Source organism: Curtobacterium sp. B18 (assembly GCF_000333375.1).
Classification (GTDB): domain Bacteria; phylum Actinomycetota; class Actinomycetes; order Actinomycetales; family Microbacteriaceae; genus Curtobacterium.
In genome coordinates, this window is record NZ_BACZ01000126.1 from 1 (window position 1) to 1778 (window position 1778).

A 1778-nucleotide genomic window follows, 5' to 3' on the forward strand; every position below is an offset into this window, starting at 1 on the left:
GGCGTCGATGAGGCGAAGGTCGATGTAGCTCTGTCGACACACCGTCGGGGTGTTGCCGAGTCCTTCGCTCGCGACCTTGACCGCGTGCGACACGGCCTTCTTCCGCTTCGCGTCGGACGGCTGCGGGCCGGTGACCGCCAGGTCGACCGCCGCGGCGACGGTGCCGTGCAGCGTGCGGAAGTCCTTCGCGGTGAACTCCTCGCCCGCCCGGTCCTTGACGTACTCGTTGATGTCCTCGGCGGAGAGGGGCTCCCACTCGGCGCCGCGCCGCTCGCGGAACGACAGGAGCCGGGCGTTCGGGCCCCGTCGCTTCATGCCGGCGATCACCGTCGCGAGGTCCGGGTCGTGGATCGACGAGGACCACTCCTGGCCGCTCTTGCCCGGGAAGTCCAGCTCGATGTCGTTGCCGGAGACGTGCGCGTGGGCGCAGAGCAGCGTCGACAGGCCCCGGCTGCCGTGCTCGGTGGCGTAGCGCTCCGAACCGACCCGGAGCGAGCCCTGGTCGAGCATCCGGAAGGCCGCGGCCAGCGCACGCTGCTTGTCCGGCTCCGGACGCCGCAGGTCGATGGTGACACCGCGGCGGGCCACCGGCAGGGACTCGGCGAGCGCGAGGGCACGGTCGTACTTGATCCGGTCCATCCGGAGGCCGCCGTGCGCGGCCTGGTCCGTCGCGCCGGCGACACGATGGGCGGCGTCGTGATGGGCAGCTGCACGCTCGACGGCGAGCTCGGCGACCCCGGAGCCCCGGTGCACGTCCGGGTCACCGCCGGACTGGTCTACGGGGCGCCGGCGGCCGAGACCGCCGACCGGCTCAGGGACAGGATCGCGGCGGCCCTCGCACGGCACACCGCCATGACCGTGGCGTCCATCGACGTCGTGTTCGACGACGTCCACCTGCCCTAGGAGCACGACGTGAGCGACGAAGCCCTGTCCCGAGCCCTCACCGACCGGATCCGGAGCGTCCCGGGCGTCACGGGGGTCTACCCGAGCCGGCCACTCGTGAGGATGAACCCGACGATCGCGAGGACGCTGTAGCGGTCGGAGGCCGGAGCGGGGGCGGACTGGTAGGGCTGGGCGTTGGTCATGTGGGATCCCCTCGGTGGTGTGACGTGCTGGACGCTGCCGGGCGCAGTGCCCAGCGCTCCCGACCATATCGATCGAGCGCGCCTCGGGTTACCGCGTGACGACCCCCGATCAGGGGACGCGCACGCTCGTCGCCGCCGCTCGGAGCCCGGACGGTGTCGACTCCGGGTGCTCAGCCGCGATCGGGTCGGTCGTACTGCTGCCCCTGCGGGACCGTGGCGAGCAGGCCCACGATGAGCGCGAACAGGACGCCGATCGGCGGGATGATGAAGAACAGGGCGAAGTACCCGCTGAGGTTCACGTCGTGCAGGCGGCGGACGGTCAGCGCGATGAACCCGATGAAGGTGGCGAGCGCCCAGAGCTGGACGAGGCGGTCGTCGGCGTTCGAGATGTACGGCAGCGCGTTGATGACGGAGCCCACGATGCCGATCGCCGCGTTGCCGATCACGTACCAGAGCGCCCAGAACCAGAACTCGCTCTTGCTGGCGCGTCCGTCGAACCGGACGTACTTCTTCCAGAAGCGCAGGAACGCCTGCGGGAACGGGATCCCGTACCAGGGTGCCCAGAGCGGCGGCGGCCCCTGCTGCTGCCCGTTCGGCGTGGGCGAGCCGTAGGGGTTCTGCGCGGCGGACGGCTGCTGCCCGTACGGGTCCTGGCCGTACGGGCTCGGCCCACCGGACGGCTGCTGCCCGTAC

Annotated in this window: 3 protein-coding genes; 1 reads left to right on the forward strand and 2 read right to left on the reverse strand. The window is 71.5% G+C overall.

Going from position 1 to position 1778, the window contains the following annotated elements:
• Positions 1-639: DNA topoisomerase (locus I5E_RS03465; protein WP_022905767.1), on the reverse strand; the 639-nt coding region annotated here is incomplete at its 3' end.
• A gap of 12 nt (positions 640-651) precedes the next feature.
• Between I5E_RS03465 and I5E_RS25185 the strand changes: the two genes are divergently transcribed.
• Positions 652-903 carry an Asp23/Gls24 family envelope stress response protein gene (locus I5E_RS25185; protein ID WP_022905768.1) on the forward strand — a complete coding sequence of 84 codons (252 nt, stop codon included), beginning with the start codon at positions 652-654 and terminating at the stop codon, positions 901-903.
• 352 nt (positions 904-1255) lie between these two features.
• Here I5E_RS25185 and I5E_RS03480 read toward each other — a convergent pair.
• Positions 1256-1778, reverse strand: a 523-nt coding sequence (locus tag I5E_RS03480; protein WP_022905770.1) for a DUF805 domain-containing protein, incomplete at its 5' end; no start/stop codon positions are given.